Below are 19,279 nucleotides of genomic sequence, written 5' to 3'. Positions count from 1 at the left end.
GGTTCCTACTTCTTTTCCGGCGGAGCGACGGTGTCGCCCGGAACGGCCTTGATGAGCTCGGGAGCCCAGCTGTCACCCTTCTGGACGAGCTTTGCCTGGTACATGTCCTGGATCAGGGCGTGGTCCGAGGCCCGCACGGTTTCCTTGCCCTTGGGGCCGTCGAAGCTGTAACCCTCGAGCGCCTTGACCATCGCGTCAGGATCGGTTCCCCCGCCCTGCTTGACGGCCTGGGCAATCAGCTGGCCGGCGACGAACCCGTCGGGAGTGAAGAGGTCCGGCTTGCCGCCGGCCTTCCCGACGGCGGCAATCATCTTCTTCTCCACGTCGTTTCCTGCCGCCCCGGGGAAGTAGTGGTTGAGGAAGCTGATCTTGGAGCTCGCGGGCCCGTAGGCGCCGAACGTGGCGGAATCGCCCAGGCCGGTCACCACCGGCGCGGCGTCGAAGACGCCCTGCTGGTTCAGCGCCTGCCACATGGTGCCGGAGGTCGCACCGGCCCAGGCGACGAAGACCATGTCCGGCTTCGCATCAAGCAGCTGGCGCGCGAAGGGGGTGAGCTCCTGGTTTTCGGGAACCAGGACAGCTTCCACCGTTGCGCCCTTGGCGCCGAGGACGGCCTTGACGGCAGCGACGTTGCCCTGCCCGAAGGCGTTGTCCTGGGCGAACACCACGACTTTCTTGCCCTTGGTGTCGATGAAGGTACCGGCCGTGGCAACGTCCTGCAGGCTTTGCCGGCCGGAGCGGAAGGTGTACTTGTTGACGCCCTGGATGGCGTCGGTGGCTGCGGGGCCGGAGATGTACAGCACCTTGTTCTGCTGGGCTTGTTCGGCAAGCTTCAGCGCAATGCCGGAGGAGGCGGTCCCTCCGATGATCTTGTAGCCCTTGCCGATCATGTCTTTGGCTGCCGTGACGGCCTTATCCGGGTCGCCGGCGTCGTCAGCGTACGTCAGGTTGATCTTGGCGCCGTTGACCTCGCCGGTGCCGTTGGTGGCGTAGTCGATCCCTGCCTGCAGCCCTTGGTAGTAGGTTTCTCCGTACGCGGCCAGCGCGCCGGTCTTGGAGTAGATAATGCCCACGTTGACGGGCTCGGCGGCGTTGCCGGTGCCCGTCGGAGCGCCGGCGCCGGCTGTGGGCGCGCATGCGCTGAGGGCCAGCCCGGATGCCACAACGGCGGCCATCAAAAACTTCTTTGTTTCCTTCACGGGATGCCTTTCGGTGAAGATCCGCAGGATATGCGTTCGGGAGGGAAACCCCTCCAACCTGAAAGGTGATTCAGATTACAGCAAATGTAGAGCGGACCCTCGGTTCTGTCAACGACATTGGCCGTCGGCGGCGTGACGCCGCCGCACGTCGGCGAGCCCGGGCGTCGCCGCCACGGAACCGCGCTGCGCGCAGCCCGGGCGAGAGGAAGCAGTTCAGGCCCGGTGGAAGACGGAACGCATGAACGGCCTGTAGGCCGGGCTTCGTCCGTCCGCAGTGGCGTCCGCACCTGCCGGCCTGCGGCCGTCGTCCTTGGCGGGTGACCGCAGCTCGGTGACGTGGGTGAGCACGCCGTCCCCAAGCAGGAGGGAGTGGCGTGTCCACCCTGCGCCGCTGCGGCGTTCGACGCGGAGGACGCCGTTGCGCCACGTGCAGCGCTCGGCGGTTCCGGGCGGCACTCCGGTACTGTCCACGTAGTACCACAGCACATCGTTGTGGACCGGATCGATCGTGAAGATGCCGTGGCCTTCGAAATGGCTGCCGTCGGGTTCAACGTGCCGGTAGCTCTGCACGACGCCGAGACCTCCGGCCACCTGGCTGTAGGTCACTTCTGCATCAACGCTGCGTTCGGGCCCCCACGGACCTGCAGCGACCTGGGTCCGTCCCCGCCAGTGACCCAGCAGGCCGGACAAAGCCGGATGCCCGTGCTCCATTGCTGAACCGCCCATCGCCGCCCGTGCCGAAACAACCCCTGCTACTCAGGATGGACTGTTACCGGTGGCACCGCCAGCTTCCCTGCCCCGTGCGCGTCCAGGAATGCCGGTTCTTTACAGCCCGAACGTCTCCGTCTCCTCGAACGGGCCAACCACGGTGACGGTCCGCGGGGCTGCGGCGAGTCCGGCGGCCAATTCCTGGACTTGTTCTGCGGTGACCGCCTTGATGAGCCGCAGGGTTTCGTCGATGTCCTGGTATTCGCCGGAGACCAGTTCGGCCCTGCCCAGGCGGGACATCCGTGAGCCGGTGTCCTCCAGGGCCAGGACGATGCCGCCGCCGAGCTGTCCCACCGCCTTGCGGAGCTCGTCGTCGGAGATGCCGTGTTCGGCGAGCTTGTCCAGCTCCACAGCCAGGAGGTCCAGCACCTGCCGGACCTTGGACGGCGTGCAGCCCGCGTACATCCCAAAGTAGCCGGCGTCGGCGTAGGACGAGGCAAAGGAGTAGGTGGAGTACACCAGGCCGCGCTTCTCGCGGACTTCCTGGAACAGCCTGGAGGACATGCCGCCGCCCAGGACCGCATTCAGCACACTCATGACGTAGCGGCGTTCGTCGGTGGCAACGATGGTGGGGCAGCCCATGATGATGTTCGCCTGCTCCACGGCGCGCTTGACCACGTGCAGGCCTGCGGTCCCGGTGATGAGGGCGCGTTCGGTGGAGCGCCGCTGCACCGGTGCCGCGTCGGGCTCAAGCGACCAGCCCGCGGTCTGGAGGGCATCCACCACGAGTCCGCAGACGACGTCGTGGTCCAGCCCGCCCGCGGCGGTGATGACCAGCTCCTCCGGTTTGTAGTACCTGCGGTAGTGCTCCCACACGGAGTCCCGGGCCACGGCCTTGATGGCAGCGGGAGTGCCGCCGATGGGGCGGCCCAGCGGGTGGCTGCCCAGGACCGCGGCGACGAAGTGCTCGTGTGCGACGTCGGTGGGGTCATCGCTGTCCATGGCAATTTCCTCGAGGATCACGTCCCGTTCCTGCTCCATCTCGTCAGGGTCCAGCACGGCGCCGGTGATCATGTCCGCGATGACGTCGATGGCCATGGGAAGGTCCGAGTCCAGCACCCGCGCAAAGTAGCAGGTGCTTTCCTTGGCAGTGGCCGCGTTCGATTCGCCGCCCACCTCATCAAAGGCGGAAGCAATCTCCAGGGCCGTGCGGCGCCTGGTCCCCTTGAACAGCAGGTGCTCAAGGAAGTGGGTGGAACCGTGCTGGCCGGGAGCCTCGTCACGGGATCCGACGCCCACCCAGAACCCGATCGTGGCAGACCGCTGGCCCGGCATCGCCTCGGTCAGTACCCGCACTCCCCCTGGCAGCACTGAACGCCGGACCTCGGACCCGCCGTCGGAGCCGTGGACCAGGGTGTCGCCGGCGTGGTTCTGCTCAAGCGGCAGGGGTACAACAGTCATTGATGCCTTTCAGGACGGGCAGCCGGATCTGGCTGCCATCGTAACAGCGGCGGGACCGGTGGATCATCCACCGGTCCCGCCGATTCATGCTTATGCCGGGAAGCCCCTGCTGTTAGACCTCAGCGCCTTCAGCAGGCTCCGTGGCGTGAACGCGCTCGGTCTCGTCGGCGCCTTCCTCTTCAGCCACGACCGGAGACAGGGACAGCTTTCCGCGGTCATCGATCTTGGTGATTTCCACCTGGATCTTCTGGCCCACGGAAACAACGTCATCAACGTTGTCCACCCGCTTGCCGCCGGCGATCTTGCGCAGCTCGGAGATGTGCAGGAGGCCGTCCTTGCCCGGGGTCAGCGACACGAAGGCACCGAAGGTGGTGGTCTTGACGACCGTACCCAGGTAGCGCTCGCCGATTTCCGGAACCTGCGGGTTGGCGATGGCGTTGATGGCGGAGCGTGCTGCGTCGGCAGACGGACCGTTCGTGGCGCCAATGTAGACCGTGCCGTCGTCCTCGATGGAGATGTCGGCGCCCGTGTCTTCCTGGATCTGGTTGATCATCTTGCCCTTGGGGCCGATGACCTCGCCGATCTTGTCCACGGGGATCTTGACGGCGATGACGCGCGGTGCGAACTCGGAGAGCTCGTCCGGGGTGTCGATGGCCGAGTTGATGACCTCGAGGATGTGCAGGCGGGCTTCGCGGGCCTGCTTCAGGGCTGCCGCGAGCACCGAAGCGGGGATGCCGTCGAGTTTGGTGTCCAGCTGGATGGCCGTGACGAACTCGGCGGTGCCGGCAACCTTGAAGTCCATGTCACCGAAGGCGTCTTCGGCGCCCAGGATGTCGGTCAGCGCTGCGTAGCGGGTCTGGCCGTCCACCTGGTCGGAGACCAAGCCCATGGCGATACCGGCGACGGCGGCCTTCAGGGGCACACCGGCGTTCAGCAGGGACAGGGTGGAGGCGCAGACGGAACCCATCGACGTCGAACCGTTGGAACCGAGGGCTTCGGATACCTGGCGGATGGCGTAGGGGAATTCCTCGCGGGACGGCAGGACGGGCACGAGTGCACGTTCGGCCAGGGCACCGTGGCCGATTTCGCGGCGCTTGGGCGAGCCCACGCGGCCGGTTTCACCGGTGGAGTACGGCGGGAAGTTGTAGTTGTGCATGTAGCGCTTGCGCGTCACGGGAGACAGCGAGTCGATCTGCTGCTCCATCTTGAGCATGTTCAGCGTGGTGACACCCATGATCTGGGTCTCGCCGCGTTCGAAGATGGCGGAGCCGTGGACGCGGGGCAGGACCTCGACCTCGGCGGTCAGCTGGCGGATGTCCGTCAGGCCACGGCCGTCGATGCGGACCTGGTCCTTGAGGATGCGCTGGCGCACAACGTGCTTGGTGACCGAGCGGAAGGCTGCGGACAGTTCCTTCTCGCGGCCTTCGAACTGGCCGGCGAGGTTGGCGAGGACCTCGTCCTTGAGTGCGTCGGAGGCGTTGTCGCGTTCCTGCTTGTCGGCGATCTGGAAGACGGCGGCGAGCTTGTCGGCAGCAGCGGATTCGACGGCGGCGTAAGCGTCGTCCTCGTAGTCCAGGAAGACCGGGAACTCGACCGTGGGCTTTGCAGCGCGTGCGGCGAGGTCGGCCTGGGCGTCGCAGAGTGCCTTGATGAACGGCTTGGCAGCTTCGAGGCCCTCGGCCACAACCTCTTCGGTGGGCGCGGTGGCGCCCTGTTCCTTGATGAGGTTCCAGGAGTTGTCGGTTGCTTCGGCTTCGACCATCATGATGGCGACGTCGTCACCGGCAACGCGGCCGGCAACCACCATGTTGAACACGGAGTTTTCCAGCTGGGAGTGCTTGGGGAAGGCAACCCACTGCGATCCGTTTTCGTCGTTGACCAGGGCAACGCGGACGCCGCCGATGGGGCCGGAGAACGGGAGGCCGGACAGCTGGGTGGACATCGAGGAAGCGTTGATGGCAACGACGTCGTACAGCTCATCGGGGTTGATGGCCAAGACGGTTACCACGATCTGGACCTCGTTGCGCAGGCCCTTGATGAAGGCGGGGCGCAGCGGGCGGTCCATCAGGCGGCAGGCCAGGATGGCTTCGGTGGACGGGCGGCCTTCGCGGCGGAAGAACGAGCCCGGGATGCGGCCGGCAGCGTACATGCGCTCTTCGACGTCGACCGTCAGCGGGAAGAAGTCGAAGCCCTCACGCGGGTGCTTGCCGGCGGTGGTTGCGGACAGCAGTGCGGTGTCATCGTCGATGTACACCATGGCTGCGCCGGCGGCCTGCTTGGCGAGGCGGCCGGTTTCGAAGCGGATTACGCGCTTGCCGAAACGGCCATTGTCAATGACTGCTTCCGAGAACTGGATTTCGGGACCCTCCAAGAGAGTCACCTCCGTTTCTTTTTACGGAAGTCCAGCCGCATCAACCCAGCCAGCATCTGTCTACTGGCCCTGCACCCGGTCATCGATCGAGACCCACGGGCCGCCGGCTTCAGTCAACGAAGCCGTTCCCGGGGATCACTACCGAGGACCGCGAATGCGTGATGCGGTTGATCCTCCTGTTTAGTTTTTATTTGAAGAAGGCGGCCCGTTCCGGAGGGAAAGGGCCGCCCCAAAGTGTGACTAGCGGCGCAGGCCGAGACGCTCGATGAGCGAACGGTAGCGGGCGATGTCAGTCTTCTTGAGGTAGCTCAGCATGCGCTTGCGGCGACCAACCATGGCCAGCAGACCGCGCTGGGTGTGGTAGTCGTGCTTGTGCTCCTTCATGTGCTCAGTCAGATCCTTGATCCGCTGGGTCAGGACGGCAACCTGGACCTCGGGTGAACCGGTGTCACCTTCGCCAGTTGCGTATTCCTGGATGATGGACTGCTTTACAGCGGCGTCAAGTGCCACAATATCTCCTTGGGATGTGCCGTGCGGGCCCAGGTCAGTAACTCACTGCCGGGTCTGCCGTGTTGGTCCTGATCCGGATAACCGGAGAAGGCCGACTACAACAGGAACCAGCCGCCACGGACTGCAGCCGGATCCATCGTCCAGTTTACCGGGCGTGGCCTAACCTTGTCGAAACACGCCCGCCAGGTTCGCAGGGCGCTCAGCCCTGCAGCCTGTCCCGGATGGCCGCCATGCCGTGCAGCACCTCGGCGAAGCTCGTGCTCAGCGGCGACAAACCCACCCTGATGCCGTGCGCCGAGCGGAAGTCCGGGATAACGTCGCCGTCCCACAGGGCCTCGACCGTGGCCTTGGTGAAGTTGGGATGGTCCACCGTGATGTGCCCGCCCCGCTCCTCCGGGTTCCTCGGCGACGCAAGCCCGGCCCCCAGCGGTGCCAGCCATGCGTCGAAGACCTCGACGGCGAAGGCGGTGAGGTCTTCGGACTTCGAACGGACGGCCGCCATGCCGGCTTCTTCGATGAGCTCGAGCGTGGCCTGCATGGCGATCATGCCGAAGATGGCGGGAGTGCCGCTGAGGAACCCGCGGATCCCTTGGGCCGGTTCATAACCGGCAGCCATTTCGAAAGCGTCCTTGCGTCCCATCCAGCCCCAGATGGGCTGGTTCAGCGAGGGCAGGTGCCGGGCGTTGACGTAGGCGAACGCCGGGGAGCCGGGGCCCCCGTTGAGGTACTTATAGGTGCAGCCCGCAGCGAAGTCGACGTCGGCACCGTCCAGGTCGATCTCCACCGACCCCGCGGAATGGCACAGGTCCCACACCACCAGGGCGCCGGCGTCGTGCACTGCCGCGGTGATGCCCGGCAGGTCCGCCAGGTGGCCCGACCGGTAGGCGATCTGGCTGAGGAGCACGACGGCGGTGCGCGGCCCGGTGGCCTGGCGCACCTGGTCAAGGGTCACCCCGGCGGCCGGGTCGGGCTCGATCCAGCGCAGGGTGAGGCCTTCCTCGAGGGCGATGCCCTCCACCAGGTAGCGGTCCGTGGGGAAGTTTTCCGTATCCAGCACCAGCTCGTTGCGGTCTGGATCCTGTACGGCGGCCAGGGCAGCCCTGATCAGCTTGTACAGCACCACCGTGGTGGAGTCGGCAATGATGGTCTGCCCCGGCGCTGCCCCGAGGACGGCACGTCCGAGCTGGTCCCCGATGGCCTGCGGCATGCTAAGCCACTGTTCGTCCCAGCCCCGGATGAGGCGTCCGCCCCACTCATCCCGGATGAAGGCGGCGACGTCGTCGGCAGTGCGCTTCAGGGGCCGGCCCAGGGAATTGCCGTCCAGGTAGGACAGCGGTGTGTCGGTACCAATGAAAAGGTCCCGGTAGTGCGCCAGGGCGTCCCGGCGGTCCAGCTCTTCAGCGCGCCCCCGGAGCGCTTCAGCAGACACGTCGAGGTGGCTTTCCTGGTGGATGCTCATTGTCCGATCTCCGTCCTGACGGCGAATAGTTCCGGGAAGAACGTCAGTTCCAGGGCCTTCTGCAGGAAGGTCACACCGCTGGATCCGCCGGTGCCGGTCTTCATGCCGATGGTCCGCTGGACTGTGCGCAGGTGCCGGAACCGCCAGAGCTGGAAATTGTCCTCCAGGTCCACCAGTTCCTCGCAGGCTTCGTAGGCCGCCCAGTTGTCCGCCGCATTTTCGTAAATGTGCTTGAAGAGCGGTACCAGCTCCGGGACGAACTCGTGGGCCAGGGTCACATCCCGGTCCAGGACTGCCGGCGGGACATCAAACCCCTGCCGGGAGAGGTAGGCCAGGAACTCGTCATAGATGCTGGGTGCGGCCAGCAGTTCCGCCAGCATGCCGTGCGCCTCAGGATCGGATTCGAAAACCGGCAGCATCCTGTGGTTCTTGTTCCCCAGGACGAATTCGACGGCCCGGTACTGCGCGGACTGGAAACCTGATGAGTTGCCCAGGAAGCCGCGGAACTGCGAGTATTCGGTGGGCGTAAGGGTGGCCAGCACGGACCACTGTTCGGTGAGGGTCTTCTGGATGTGCTTGACCCGGGCGATGCCCTTGAGCGCCGAACCAAGGTCGTCCTCCCGGAGCCAGGCGGCTGCGCTGCGGAGTTCATGCAGGACCAGCTTCAGCCACAGTTCAGTGGTTTGGTGCTGGATGATGAACAGCAACTCATCGTGGTGCTCAGGCTTGCTGACCGGCTGCTGCGCGCTGAGCAGGGTGGGAAGCTGCAGGTAGGAGGCGTAGCTCATCCGGGAGCTGAAGTCGCGGACGATCCCCTCATCCAGCGTGCGGGTGTTCTTCTCGACGGACACGTCCTGCCTTTCGCTTGCTGCCACCGGGCAGTCTTGTCAGTGGCCGGCCAGAAGCTGGTGGGCCTGCGCCACGTCCAGGCGCATCTGTTCCACCAGGGCCTCAGGGCCACGGTAAGCCACCATGCCCCGAAGCCGTTCCACGAATTCGACGATCACTGTCTGGCCGTACAGATCGAAGTCCTCAACGGCCTCCTTGGGCCGGTCAATCACGTGGGCCTCTACCTGGCGGCTGACGCCGTCGAAGGTGGGGTTGGAGCCTACGGAGATGGCTGCCGGCCAGCGCTTGCCGGCCTGGTCCACCAGCCAGCCGGCGTAGATGCCGTCGGCGGGAATCAGCCCCGTGGCATTGGAAGCGAGGTTGGCCGTGGGGAACCCCAGCGCCCTGCCGCGGGCGGCGCCGTGGACCACCTCGCCGCGCATCCGGTGCGGCCGGCCCAGGACCGAGGCGGCGGTGGTGACGTCTCCGGCCTGCAGTGCTTCCCGCACCCAGGTGGAGGAACAGCGGCGGTCCGTGCCGCCGTCGTCATGCAGGGGGTAGCCTTCGGCCCCGAATTCGCTGATCACCTGGACATCGAAGCCGAACTTTTCGCCCAGCGCCTTCATGGTGTCCAGGTCACCGGAGTTGCCACGGCCGAACCTGGCATCGTGGCCGATGACCACGTGGCTGGCGTGCAGGCAGTCCACCAGGTACTGCTCCACGAACTCTTCGGCCGTGAGGCTGGCGAGGTCCAGCGAGTACTTGACCACCAGGATGGCGTCCAGGCCCAGCTCACCCAGCGCGTCCAGCTTGTCATCCAGCCCCATGATCAGTTCCGGCGCGGCCTCCGGGCGGTGGATTACTGCCGGGTGGGGGTCGAACGTCACGGCCACTGCCTTGGCATGGGACAGGCGGGCCGACCGGATCAGCTGGGACAGCACCTGCTGGTGGCCGCGGTGAACGCCGTCGAAGTTGCCGAAAGTGACAACGGATGGGCCGAAGTCCGCCGGGACATCGGACGGATCGTTCCAGATGTAAACCATCACCCTCGCCTTAAGCTGCCTGAAAGCATCAACGTTCCCGGACCCTTCCGGCCGCGGAACTCTTCAAGGTTACCCGGATTCACTGCGCAGCTTTGGCGCGTGATGGCCGGCGCCGGTACAGCCACACCAACCCAAGGATGGGCAGCAGCAGGGGGATGAAGCCGTAGCCGCGTCCGAACAGCGACCAGACGGTTTCATGCGGGAACTGCACGGAGTCCAGGATGCTCAGGGTGCCCACCACCAGGACGCCGGCAAGTTCAACCAGCACCGCCGCAACCGAAACCTTGAACCACGTGGTTCCGGCCTTGGCCAGTGACACGGTGGCCAGGATATACACCAGGGCCGCAAAGGCGGACAGCAGGTAGGCCAGGGGTGCCTCGGAGAACTTGGTGAGGATCTGGTAGCCGGCGCGGGCGGTGGCCGAGATGGCGAACACACCGTACACCGCGATCAGGAGGCGTCCCGGTCCCGTGTTGCGGGTGTTGCGGACGGTTTCTCCGGTGGCCGGCTGGGCCTGCTGGTCTTTCATTTCTGCTGCTTCTTCCACTTCAGTACCAGATCTGGTTCATTCGGGCAGCCATCACCAGCGCTGTGACGCCGACGGCGGCCAGGACAAAGTTGCTCCACCGCGTGCGCTCCAGGATGGACCAGTAGATGGCGGCGGGCGGCAGGAGCATCGCGGTGGCCATGTAGCCCCAGAACTCCCAGGCTTCCCCCGCGATCGGTTCGCCGGCGATCACGCGGACGATGGACCCCACCAGGTAGACCACCAGGGACACTTCGACGGCCACGACGGACAGGATGGTGATGTCGTTGGGTGCCTTCTTCAGGATTCCGGCGCCCAGGCACAGGAGGGTTGATGCCAGGCCGACCACCAGGATGATCCAAAAATATGCGTCCATCCGCTATGCCTCCGCAGGCGCGGTTGCGGCCGGGCCGGTGCCTGGGGCGAAAACCAGGACCGGTTTGGCGTAGCTGCCCGCGTCGGCAAGAAGGGCCACCAGGCTGCCGTCCGGAGCGAAGGCCGCGGCAGGGTGTTCCACCGTGGCGGCGCCGGCGGTGCCGGGGGCGGCACCGGCCGCGATCCGCCGCCCGAAGGAGATTTCGGCGGTTTCTTCGGCGGTGAGTTCGCGGTTGGGCATCAGCGCCCTGGCGGCGAGGGACATGTCCAGGACGTTGAGTTCACCGGCGAGCTGTTCCAGGGTACGCGCCTGCTCAAGGGAGTAGGGGCCTACCTGGGTCCGGCGGAGCGCCGTGAGGTGGCCTCCCACGCCAAGGCCGTTTCCGAGGTCCCGGGCCAGGGCGCGGATATACGTGCCGGACGAACATTCGACCGTCACGTCCAGGTCCACCACCCCTGCTGCATCGTCCCGGCGGATGCCGTGGACATCAAAGCGGTGGATGGTGACGGGGCGCGCGGCGAGCTTGACGTCCTCGCCGGACCGGACTCGCGCGTACGCCCGTTCGCCGTTGACCTTGATCGCGCTGACGCTGCTGGGCACCTGCTGGATGTCGCCCGTGAGCGCCGCAACGCCGTCGTCGATCTGCTGGTCCGTGATGCCGGCAGCGCTGGCGGTGGCCGTGACCTCGCCCTCCGCGTCGTCGGTCACCGTGGACTGCCCCAGCCGGATGGTGGCGGTGTAGGTCTTGGAGGTGCCCACGATGTAGGTCAGCAGCCGGGTGGCTTTGTTGATGCCAAGCACCAGGACACCGGTGGCCATGGGATCGAGGGTTCCTGCGTGCCCCACTTTCCGGGTCCCTGCGAGGCGCCGCATCCGGCCAACCACATCATGGCTGGTCCATCCCTGCGGCTTGTCCACTATCACCAGTCCAGAAAGCACGCCTCCCAGTATATGGGCGCAGGTTGGGGCGCATGTGCAGGGAACCGGCAGGGTGCGGACGACGGCGGCGCCCCACCACGGGGCCACGTCACCGGGCGGGGCTGAGGCAGGGCAGGGGACGGCTAGGATGGCTGGCATGCCTGAGCTTGCCGCCCATGTCCGCGACGTGCCCATCAACCAGATTCGTGAGATCACCGAGGCCGCGTGGCGCACTCCCGGCGCCGTGGTGCTCAGCATCGGGGAGCCCGGTTTCCCCCTCCCCCGCCATGTCCTGGACGCGGGCATCGCCTGCCTGGACCGGGATGAGACCAACTACACGCCCAACGCCGGGATACCGGCCCTGCGCGAGGCGTTCGCCGCGAGGTTCCGCGAGGAGCAGGGCGTGGATGTCGGCGCGGAGCGCGTGTACGTGGTGTCCGGCGCGCAGCAGGGCCTGCACTTCGCCATGAGCCTGCTGCTCTCCCCCGGCGATGAGGTCCTGATCCCGAACCCGGGCTACCCCACCTTCGCCATGACCGGCCGGCTGTTGAACGCCGTTCCGGTGGGCTATCCCCTGCACCCGGACCACGGATTCCAGCCCCGGGTCGCCGACGTGGAAGCCCTCATCACCAGCCGCACCCGCGTCCTGGTGCTCAACTCCCCGTCAAACCCGCTGGGCGCTGTTCTCAGTGAAGACCTGGTCCGGGAGTTGGTGGAGTTGGCCCGCAGGCATGACATCTGGGTCATCTCGGACGAGTGCTACGAGGCATTCACCTACGATGTCCCCCACGTCAGCCCGGCAAGGTTCGACGGCGGCACAGCGGAGGATGCGCGGGTGTTCACTTCGTTGACGCTGTCCAAGACCTACGGCCTGACGGGCCTGCGGATTGGCGCGCTGATTTGCCCGCCGGGGCTCGGACAGAAGATGGACAACGTCATGGAATCGATCGTCTCCTGCGTGGCGTCCGCCCCGCAGTACGCCGCTCTCGCAGCCCTCACCGGGCCGCAGGAATACGTGCGTCACGCGCACCGGCACTACCGGGAAAACCGGGATGCGGCCTCCGCGGTGCTGGCTGCGAAGGGGATCCGTTACCTGCCGGCCCAGGGGGCGTTCTACCTGTGGGCGGACATGTCGCATGTGACCGGCGGGGATGTGCGGAGCTGGGTCCGGCGGTTCCTGGCCGACTCCGGGGTGGCGCTGGCTCCCGGGACCGCATTCGGCTCCATTGGCGAGGGGTGGGTGCGGATTGCTCTGTGCGGCCGGAAGCAGGACCTGTTGGAAGGACTGTCCCGGTTACCGGGCGCCGGCGGCCGCTAAAAGGGGTATCAGGGGCGGGTGCGGGCCAGCGCTTTGTCCAGCCAGGTACGGAGCGCCTCGGCCGGGGCGGCACCGGCCTGCCGTGCCGCGACCTTGCCGTCCACGAGTACCATCAGTGTTGGGATGGCCTGCACGTCGAACCGGCGCGAAAGGCCGGGCGACGTGTCCACGTCCACCTTCACCAGCTTGATCTTCCCCGGCCGTTCCCGTGCCAGCTTGTCCAGGACGGGGCTGACCATCCGGCAGGGCCCACACCAGGCCGCCCAGAAATCGACCAGCACCGGAACTGACGACTGCTCCGCCACGGCAGCGAAGTCGGCATCGCCTGCCGACACGATCCACGGCAGGTCCGCCTTGCAGTTCCCGCAGCGGGGGTGGCCGGCAGCCTGTGCCGGCACCCGGTTGGTCTTCCCGCACTGGGGGCAGCTGAGGAGTGTGGTTTCCATGCCTAGTATTCCTTCCTGCTGTCAAAGCCGCGCCACGCCTGGAAGGGGAGGTCCGACGTCGGGACCTCACCCCTGGTGACCGGCATCAACTCCGGCGCGGCGCCGCTGAAGTAGTCGTAAAAGAGTGCGTCATCAAAACCTGCTGCCGCGGCCCCGTGCCGGTCCGCGGCGAAGTAGACGTGGCCGATCCTGGCCCACAAAGCGGACGCCAGGCACATGGGGCACGGCTCGCAGCTGGCATAGAGGACGGAGCCGCTGAGGTCGAAGTCCGCCGTTGCCGCCGCTGCTGCCCGGATGGCCACCACCTCAGCGTGGGCGGTGGGGTCGTTGTCCCGGGTCACCCTGTTCACGCCGGTGTGGACCCGCCCGTCAGGCGTCACCACCACCGCACCGAAGGGGCCACCGCCCTGACCGACATTCTGCACGGCTAGGTCCACGGCCTGCCCAAGATACCGGCTCGAGTCGGGGTGGCGGGAGGGGCTGTTACCGGGGTCCGCGGAGGTCATAGCACGATCCTAGCCACGGGGACCCCGTGGGGGGATGGATTGGGGGCCAAGAAGGGGAGGCTCACCTCAGGACTACTGGCTGGTAGCGGCCTACGCTGGCGCCCGGGGGATGTATTTCGCCTCTACCGAGGCTTCCATATCCAGCCCGCAAGGGCCTCGCACCCCGGAGTACCCCATGAAACGAAAACTCACTTTTATCACCTGCGTGGCCGCCGGCCTGGTGGTCCAGGCCGCGCCGGCGTTCGCCTCTGATCCCCACCAGGACTACGAAGTCATGGCCACCGGCCTGCTTTCACCCCTGCACCTGGCGGTAGGCGATGGCGAATCCGTAAAGGTCAGCCAGGATTTTTCCGGAATGCTCACGCAGGTCGAGCACGATGGAGAGCGCCACGACGTCTACACCGCCAAGAAAGGGTGGGAAGTCGCCGGGGCAGAGATCCGCGGCGACAAGACCTATTTCCTGGAAAGCATTGGAGCGGGCCAAGGTGACCCGGCCGCACTGCACGGATACCTGAAGTCCATCGACGCCAAGGGCCACGTGGAGACGATCGCCAACTTCGCCGACTACGAGCGGAAGGCCAATCCAGACGCCAAGCAGCATTATGGCCTGGAACCGGACGCCAGCCAGCAGTGCCTCACGGAGGCTGGTGGCCTGCCGGACGCGCCCCCGCCGCAGTATACGGGCACCGTGGACTCACATCCTTACGCCCTGGCCCTCTGGAAAGACACGGCCTACGTCGCGGACGCGGGCATGAACGCCATCCTGAAAGTCGACCTGGAGTCCGGGAAGATTTCCACGGTGGCAGTCCTTCCGCCGCGCCCATTGACCCTGACCAAGAAGATTGCAGCGACCCTGGGCGCCCCGGACTGCGCCGGCTTCTCGTACGCCTTTGAGCCCGTGCCAACGGACGTGGAAATCGGTACGGACGGCTGGCTGTACGTGACGTCGTTGCCGGGTGGACCCGAGGACCCGTCGCTCGGTGCCCGTGGAGCCGTCTTCAAGATCAATCCGTGGAGCGGCGACGCGGACGTTTGGGCGGACCACATCATGAGCCCCACCGGCCTCGCTGTGGGTGACGATGGCGATGTGTATGTCGCGTCCCTTTTCGGCGGCGAAATCCTGAAGTTCGACTGCCAGGGACACCGGTCACAATTCCTGGCCGTCAACCAGCCCGCCGACGTTGAGTTCAGGAACGGCGACGTCTTTGCCACGGTTGACGCACTGGTGGGTGCACCCGATCCCATGGCGCCCAGCGGCGGTCCGACGCCCCAACCCGGGGGCCGACTGATCGAAGTCGACCACCGCTGACCCGGACAGGAAAACGGCAGGACCGCACGCGGTCCTGCCGTTTCCATGCTGTGTGGGTGTTGCCGGGTCCTACTTGTTGCTGTCTTCCTCGACGTCTCCGTCAACGCTGAGGTCGGTGTCTTCCTCGTCGAAGTCGTCTTCGTCGATTTCGACCTCACCGGAGGCATCGGTCTTGTAGGGGTCTGCGTCACCCGCGTGCTGCGCGTTGGCAGCAAGCGCGGCTACCTCGGCATCGCGCTTCTTCGCCTCACGAAGGAGTTCTTCGAGGTTTGAAGCGACCACCGGGATCTGGTCAGCCACAAACTCGAGGGTGGGGGTCAGGCGCACGGTAATGTTGCGTCCAACCTCCTGCCGAAGCACCCCCTTGGCCTTCTCAAGCCCCTTGGCGGCATCTGCCTGGACGGCCTGGTCGCCAAGCACGGTGTAGTAGACAGTGGCGTGCTGCAGGTCATTGGTCACACGGGCATCGGTGACAGTAATGCCCTCGAGCCGGGGATCCTTGACCTTCCGGCCCAGAGCCTCAGCAACAACAACCTTAATCCGCTGCGCCAACTTGGCAGCACGTGCCGGATCAGCCATGAACAACTCCTAAGAAAAATATGGGACGTACGACGGCGGCGCGGGGCCGGCGTCGAACGTTTCAGTTATGTGCCACGCACCAACGGCGGGCCAACGACGATGCCGGCGGGTGCTTCCGGCAGCGCTTTGGAGCCGTGAAGGGGGCCCGGGAGTGGCATCGGGCCTGCCGGAGACGGGTTGCTGGCGATCGTAGATCGCCAGCAACCCGTCGTAGGGGCGGGGCCCCCTTCACGGCGGAAAAGCGCGGGGTGCCCCCAAAACTTGGAGGCACCCCGCCCTCGGACCAGCCTAGACGCGCGGCTTCTCGCGCATCTCGAAGGTCTCGATGATGTCGCCTTCGGTGATGTCGTTGTACGACCCAAGACCGATACCACATTCGAAGTCCGTGCGGACCTCGGTGGCGTCGTCCTTGAACCGCTTGAGCGACTCGACCGTGAGGTTGTCACCGATGATCTTGCCGTCGCGGGTGACGCGTGCCTTGGCGTTGCGGCGGATGATGCCCGAGCGGACGATCGAGCCGGCGATGTTTCCGAACTTGGAGGAGCGGAAGACTTCGCGGACCTCGGCCGTGCCGAGCTGGACCTCTTCGTACTCCGGCTTGAGCATGCCCTTGAGCGCTGCCTCGATGTCATCGATTGCTGCGTAGATGACGGAGTAGAAGCGCATGTCCACGCCTTCGCGGTCTGCCAGTTCGGCAACCCGCTCGGCGGGCTTGACGTTGAAGCCGATGATGACGGCGGAGTCGACCGTTGCCAGGTTGACGTCGTTCTGGGTGATGGCACCCACACCGCGGTGGATGACGCGCAGCTGCACGCCTTCGCCGACGTCGATCTTGAGCAGCGCGTCTTCGAGGGCTTCCACGGCACCGGACACGTCACCCTTGAGGATGAGGTTGAGGGTGTCGATCTTGCCTTCGGCGACGGCCTGGTCGAAGTCTTCCAGGCTGATGCGCTTGCGGCGCTTGGCCAGGGCGGCGTTGCGGTCGGCGGCTTCACGCTTCTCGGCGATCTGGCGGGCGGTGCGCTCGTCAGCGGTCACGAAGAAGGTGTCACCGGCGCGCGGGACGTTGGACAGACCCAGCACCTGTACGGGGCGGGACGGGCCTGCCTCGGTCAGGGCGCTGCCGTCGTCGTCGAACATCGCACGGACGCGGCCGTGGGCCGTGCCTGCCACGATGGTGTCGCCGACGCGCAAGGTACCGGACTGCACCAGGACGGTGGCAACCGCACCGCGGCCCTTGTCCAGGTTGGCTTCGATCGCGATGCCGCGGGCGTCCTTGTTCGGGTTGGCGCGCATGTCCAGGGCAGCGTCCGCGGTGAGCAGGACGGCCTCGAGCAGCTCGTCGATGTTGAGGTTCTGGCGGGCAGAGACCTCCACGAACATGGTGTCGCCACCGTATTCCTCGGGAACCAGGCCGTACTCGGTCAGCTGGCCGCGGACCTTCTCCGGGTTGGCGCCTTCCTTGTCGATCTTGTTCACGGCCACGACGATCGGCACGTTGGCCGCCTGGGCGTGGTTGAGGGCCTCAACGGTCTGCGGCATAACGCCGTCGTCCGCTGCGACCACCAGGATGGCGATGTCGGTGACCTTGGCACCACGGGCACGCATAGCGGTGAACGCCTCGTGGCCCGGGGTATCGATGAAGGTGATCTTCCGGTCGGTGCCTTCGTGGCTGTGCGTGACCTGGTAGGCACCGATGTGCTGGGTGATGCCGCCGTGTTCGCCCGCCATGACGTCGGACTTGCGGATGGCATCGAGCAGCCGGGTCTTACCGTGGTCGACGTGGCCCATGACGGTGACTACTGGAGGACGTGCTTCCAGTTCCTCGTCGCCTTCGGCTTCGAGTTCGGCGTCAAAGTCGATGTCGAAGCTGGAGAGCAGCTCGCGCTCTTCGTCTTCCGGCGAAACGACCTGGAGCTTGTAGCCCAGCTCCTCGCCGAGCAGGGCGAAGGTGTCTTCGTCCAGCGACTGGGTCGCGGTGGCCATTTCACCGAGGTGGAACAGCACGGTGACCAGTGCGGCGGGGTTTGCCTCGATCTTGTCGGCAAAGTCCGTGATGGACGAGCCACGGCGAAGCCGGATGACGGTGTTGCCGTCGCCGCGGGGTACGCTCACGCCACCCAGCGACGGGGCACTCATCTGCTCAAGTTCCTGGCGCTTGGCGCGCTTGGACTTGCGCTGCTTGCCACGGCCTGCGCCGCCCTTGCCGAAGGCACCCTGGGTGCCGCCGCGGCCGCGGCCGCCCTTGCCGAAGCCGCCGCCGGCGGGAGCACCGCCGCCACCGGGACCACCGGTACCGGGAGCGCCACCGGGGCGTCCGGGACCGCGGCCGCCGCCGGGACGGCCTGCACCTGCCGGTGCGGGACGCTCAGTGCGGTTGGGCATCATGCCGGGAGTGGGACGGGGACCGCCGGGACGCGGTGCACCCGGACGGGGTCCGCCTGCGCCTGCGGCGGGGCGGGGACCACCGGCACCGGCTGCGGGACGCGGCCCACCGGGACGCGGTCCGCCGGCACCGGCTGCGGGACGGGGACCACCGGGGCGGTCGCCGTCGCGGCCGCCGCCCGGACGGGGCATGCCCTGGGACGTGGCGAACGGGTTGTTGCCGGGACGCGGGGCGCGGTCACCGTCTCCGCCGCGGCCACGGGGCATGCCCTGTGAGGTGGCGAAGGGGTTGTTGCCCGGACGGGGACCGCCGGGACGGGGACCGGAACCACCGGGCGTTGAACCACCCGGACGTGCGGACGGAGCAGGGGTCTCGGCCTTGGGGGCCGGACGTGCACCGGGCTTGGCACCGGTGGACGGAGCACCCGCAGACGGTGCTGCCGGGGCTGCGGGAGCCGGGGCTGCCGGTGCGGCTGCCTTCGCTGCCGGCTCGGCGGGGGCTGCCGGAGCCGGCGCCTCTGCCTTGGGGGCCGGCGCCTTGGGCGCAGCCGGGCCGGGAGCCGGTGCTGAAGGACGGTTGCCTGTCGCGGGGGCGGGTGCCTTGGGGGCAGCGGCGGGCGCTGCGGCCGGTGCCGCCGACTTTGCGGCAGCGTCGGGGAAGGCGTTGCGCAGTTTCCGCACAACGGGGGCCTCGATGGTTGACGAGGCGGAGCGAACGAATTCGCCCAGTTCCTGCAGTTTGGTTACTGCATCTTTGGAAGTTATACCGAGCTCTTTGGCGAGCTCATGTACGCGGACCTTGGCCACATTTCTCCTGTCTCGGTCCGCACCGAGCCAGGCACGAACCGTCTACTTCTTACTGCGGACCCCAGCCGCTGTTGATGCGAAGGGGCCCATTGCAGAGCGCAACAAAGTTGTCATCGTTACGCACTCATCGCTGGGAACTCATCGGGTTTCCATCAGATTTCTGACCCGCTTTCAGGTTGGACGGTTGGTGTTGCAGCCACCGGGGCGGCGTCAACGTTCGGGCCTGACGTGATCCGGTGTTCGACGGCGGCGGTCCCGGTCGCGCCCTGGAGGGCACGTCCGAAGGCTCGCCGCTTGATCGCCAGAGCCAGGCACGATGTGCTGGGGTGCAGCCATGCACCCCGGCCAGCCATCCGGCGTCGTTCATCCACCAGGACAGCGGTTGACCCGCTGCCTTCGGCGACGAGCCGGAGCAACTGCGACCGCGGGCCCTTCTTCCGGCATCCGATGCAGGTACGCTGGGGCTGATTCCCGGTGGAAAGCACTTCTGCCACGGTCATCGTCCTGACGTTCTTTCTGCTGGCCGCAGG

Annotated in this window: 18 protein-coding genes; 2 read left to right on the top strand and 16 right to left on the bottom strand. The window is 66.6% G+C overall.

Annotation, left to right across the window (positions count from 1 at the left end):
* Nucleotides 1–5: 5 nt before the first annotated feature.
* The 11 genes from J2T23_RS11410 to truB all read right to left on the bottom strand — a co-directional run bounded on the left by J2T23_RS11410 (nt 6) and on the right by truB (nt 11,420).
* Complete coding sequence (locus J2T23_RS11410) at nt 6–1,199, bottom strand: substrate-binding domain-containing protein (protein WP_307360013.1); 1,194 nt, start codon at nt 1,197–1,199, stop codon at nt 6–8.
* A gap of 213 nt (nt 1,200–1,412) precedes the next feature.
* Nucleotides 1,413–1,910, bottom strand: coding sequence for a DUF1579 family protein (locus J2T23_RS11405; protein WP_307360148.1), 498 nt, complete (start codon nt 1,908–1,910; stop codon nt 1,413–1,415).
* Between the two features lie 114 nt (nt 1,911–2,024).
* Nucleotides 2,025–3,368 carry a M16 family metallopeptidase gene (locus J2T23_RS11400; protein ID WP_307360011.1) on the bottom strand — a complete coding sequence of 448 codons (1,344 nt, stop codon included), beginning with the start codon at nt 3,366–3,368 and terminating at the stop codon, nt 2,025–2,027.
* Nucleotides 3,369–3,480: 112 nt separating this feature from the next.
* Nucleotides 3,481–5,739, bottom strand: coding sequence for a polyribonucleotide nucleotidyltransferase (locus J2T23_RS11395; RefSeq protein ID WP_141183319.1), 2,259 nt, complete (start codon nt 5,737–5,739; stop codon nt 3,481–3,483).
* A gap of 240 nt (nt 5,740–5,979) precedes the next feature.
* Entirely contained in the window at nt 5,980–6,249 is a 270-nt protein-coding gene (gene rpsO, locus J2T23_RS11390; protein WP_307360009.1) for a 30S ribosomal protein S15, read from the bottom strand.
* Between the two features lie 199 nt (nt 6,250–6,448).
* Nucleotides 6,449–7,708: a kynureninase gene (locus J2T23_RS11385; protein WP_307360007.1), complete on the bottom strand. Its 1,260-nt coding sequence runs from the start codon at nt 7,706–7,708 to the stop codon at nt 6,449–6,451.
* Entirely contained in the window at nt 7,705–8,559 is an 855-nt protein-coding gene (kynA, locus tag J2T23_RS11380; protein ID WP_141160983.1) for a tryptophan 2,3-dioxygenase, read from the bottom strand. The genes J2T23_RS11385 and kynA overlap by 4 nt, the downstream gene beginning before the upstream one ends.
* Before the next feature lie 36 nt (nt 8,560–8,595).
* Nucleotides 8,596–9,579, bottom strand: coding sequence for a bifunctional riboflavin kinase/FAD synthetase (locus J2T23_RS11375; RefSeq protein WP_141160984.1), 984 nt, complete (start codon nt 9,577–9,579; stop codon nt 8,596–8,598).
* A 79-nt stretch (nt 9,580–9,658) separates the two neighbouring features.
* Nucleotides 9,659–10,108 (bottom strand): hypothetical protein, encoded by a 450-nt coding sequence (locus J2T23_RS11370; RefSeq protein WP_141160985.1) that lies wholly within the window; start codon nt 10,106–10,108, stop codon nt 9,659–9,661.
* 19 nt (nt 10,109–10,127) lie between these two features.
* The gene (locus J2T23_RS11365) at nt 10,128–10,481 is read right to left on the bottom strand and encodes a hypothetical protein (RefSeq protein ID WP_141181165.1); all 354 of its coding nucleotides are present in this window, start codon (nt 10,479–10,481) and stop codon (nt 10,128–10,130) included.
* A 3-nt stretch (nt 10,482–10,484) separates the two neighbouring features.
* The gene (gene truB / locus J2T23_RS11360) at nt 10,485–11,420 is read right to left on the bottom strand and encodes a tRNA pseudouridine(55) synthase TruB (RefSeq protein WP_307360004.1); all 936 of its coding nucleotides are present in this window, start codon (nt 11,418–11,420) and stop codon (nt 10,485–10,487) included.
* 136 nt (nt 11,421–11,556) lie between these two features.
* Here truB and J2T23_RS11355 point away from each other — a divergent pair, with 136 nt between their 5' ends.
* The gene (locus J2T23_RS11355) at nt 11,557–12,717 is read left to right on the top strand and encodes a pyridoxal phosphate-dependent aminotransferase (RefSeq protein ID WP_307360000.1); all 1,161 of its coding nucleotides are present in this window, start codon (nt 11,557–11,559) and stop codon (nt 12,715–12,717) included.
* Between the two features lie 8 nt (nt 12,718–12,725).
* Here the strand turns inward: J2T23_RS11355 and trxA are convergent, their stop codons facing one another.
* Both trxA and J2T23_RS11345 read right to left on the bottom strand, forming a co-directional pair.
* The gene (gene trxA / locus J2T23_RS11350) at nt 12,726–13,163 is read right to left on the bottom strand and encodes a thioredoxin (protein ID WP_307359998.1); all 438 of its coding nucleotides are present in this window, start codon (nt 13,161–13,163) and stop codon (nt 12,726–12,728) included.
* Nucleotides 13,164–13,165: 2 nt separating this feature from the next.
* Nucleotides 13,166–13,669: a nucleoside deaminase gene (locus J2T23_RS11345; RefSeq protein WP_307359997.1), complete on the bottom strand. Its 504-nt coding sequence runs from the start codon at nt 13,667–13,669 to the stop codon at nt 13,166–13,168.
* Between the two features lie 175 nt (nt 13,670–13,844).
* Here J2T23_RS11345 and J2T23_RS11340 point away from each other — a divergent pair, with 175 nt between their 5' ends.
* Nucleotides 13,845–14,978, top strand: coding sequence for a ScyD/ScyE family protein (locus J2T23_RS11340; protein ID WP_307359994.1), 1,134 nt, complete (start codon nt 13,845–13,847; stop codon nt 14,976–14,978).
* A gap of 69 nt (nt 14,979–15,047) precedes the next feature.
* Here the strand turns inward: J2T23_RS11340 and rbfA are convergent, their stop codons facing one another.
* The 3 genes from rbfA to J2T23_RS11325 form a co-directional block, all read right to left on the bottom strand.
* Nucleotides 15,048–15,557, bottom strand: coding sequence for a 30S ribosome-binding factor RbfA (gene rbfA, locus J2T23_RS11335; RefSeq protein ID WP_141160992.1), 510 nt, complete (start codon nt 15,555–15,557; stop codon nt 15,048–15,050).
* Between the two features lie 288 nt (nt 15,558–15,845).
* Nucleotides 15,846–18,749, bottom strand: a complete 2,904-nt coding sequence (gene infB, locus J2T23_RS11330; RefSeq protein ID WP_307359990.1) for a translation initiation factor IF-2 — start codon at nt 18,747–18,749, stop codon at nt 15,846–15,848.
* A gap of 152 nt (nt 18,750–18,901) precedes the next feature.
* Nucleotides 18,902–19,249: a YlxR family protein gene (locus J2T23_RS11325; protein ID WP_141181158.1), complete on the bottom strand. Its 348-nt coding sequence runs from the start codon at nt 19,247–19,249 to the stop codon at nt 18,902–18,904.
* Between the last annotated feature and the right edge of the window lie 30 nt (nt 19,250–19,279).

The sequence above is a fragment of the Pseudarthrobacter niigatensis genome (assembly GCF_030812615.1).
GTDB lineage: Bacteria > Actinomycetota > Actinomycetes > Actinomycetales > Micrococcaceae > Arthrobacter > Arthrobacter niigatensis.
This window is presented reverse-complemented; position numbering and strand designations above follow the sequence as displayed.

Excerpts from the sequence above, each read along its gene's own strand:
- J2T23_RS11385 (WP_307360007.1), bottom strand. The coding sequence starts at position 7,708 with ATGAGCATCCACCAGGAAAGCCACCTCGACGTGTCTGCTGAAGCGCTC.
- J2T23_RS11405 (WP_307360148.1), bottom strand. The coding sequence starts at position 1,910 with ATGGAGCACGGGCATCCGGCTTTGTCCGGCCTGCTGGGTCACTGGCGG.
- J2T23_RS11340 (WP_307359994.1), top strand. The coding sequence starts at position 13,845 with ATGAAACGAAAACTCACTTTTATCACCTGCGTGGCCGCCGGCCTGGTG.
- J2T23_RS11365 (WP_141181165.1), bottom strand. The coding sequence starts at position 10,481 with ATGGACGCATATTTTTGGATCATCCTGGTGGTCGGCCTGGCATCAACC.
- J2T23_RS11325 (WP_141181158.1), bottom strand. The coding sequence starts at position 19,249 with ATGACCGTGGCAGAAGTGCTTTCCACCGGGAATCAGCCCCAGCGTACC.
- J2T23_RS11370 (WP_141160985.1), bottom strand. The coding sequence starts at position 10,108 with ATGAAAGACCAGCAGGCCCAGCCGGCCACCGGAGAAACCGTCCGCAAC.
- J2T23_RS11400 (WP_307360011.1), bottom strand. The coding sequence starts at position 3,368 with ATGACTGTTGTACCCCTGCCGCTTGAGCAGAACCACGCCGGCGACACC.
- J2T23_RS11355 (WP_307360000.1), top strand. The coding sequence starts at position 11,557 with ATGCCTGAGCTTGCCGCCCATGTCCGCGACGTGCCCATCAACCAGATT.
- trxA (WP_307359998.1), bottom strand. The coding sequence starts at position 13,163 with ATGGAAACCACACTCCTCAGCTGCCCCCAGTGCGGGAAGACCAACCGG.
- rbfA (WP_141160992.1), bottom strand. The coding sequence starts at position 15,557 with ATGGCTGATCCGGCACGTGCTGCCAAGTTGGCGCAGCGGATTAAGGTT.
- J2T23_RS11345 (WP_307359997.1), bottom strand. The coding sequence starts at position 13,669 with ATGACCTCCGCGGACCCCGGTAACAGCCCCTCCCGCCACCCCGACTCG.
- J2T23_RS11375 (WP_141160984.1), bottom strand. The coding sequence starts at position 9,579 with ATGGTTTACATCTGGAACGATCCGTCCGATGTCCCGGCGGACTTCGGC.